Source organism: Lactobacillus sp. C449L, assembly GCF_059900815.1.
The window spans coordinates 1-440 of the sequence record NZ_JBWXGA010000282.1 but is presented as its reverse complement, the minus strand read 5'-3'; the positions used below and the strand labels follow the sequence as shown (position 1 = coordinate 440).

1 protein-coding gene is annotated in these 440 nt (G+C 45.5%); it reads right to left on the bottom strand.

The features are described from left to right. The coding region (locus AC2JF9_RS09400) for a YhgE/Pip family protein (protein WP_500727242.1) at positions 1–440 on the bottom strand (440 nt) is incomplete at both ends.

The following is a 440-nucleotide window of genomic DNA, read 5'->3' as shown; positions in this document are numbered from 1 at the left end:
ATTGCCAGTTGATATGACCGAACGGAAACCTGCAATTGAATAGGTCATCGGCAGGTATTGGTTCAATTGCTGGAAAAGCTTTGGCGATAGTTCAATCGGGAAGGTTCCTGCACTGCTTGTTAGTTGCATAATTAAGATCAGGATTCCCACAAAACGTCCTGGATTATCGAAGGCGGTAACCAGGAACTGAATGATCGCCAGATATGTCCAGCTTGTAATAATACTTAATAATATCAAGTAAGGCACACTCTTCACTTCGAGCCCAAGCCATTGCAATAGCGCAAAGTCGACAAGCAATGCCTGTATTGTCCCTACTGTCAGCAATACTCCAAGCTTGCCGGCGAACCAGCTAAAGCCGTTGTTTGGCGATATTGCAGGGTTCCTCAACGGGAATATGATCGATGTAACCAATGCGCCGACATATAGGCTGAGTGAAAGGA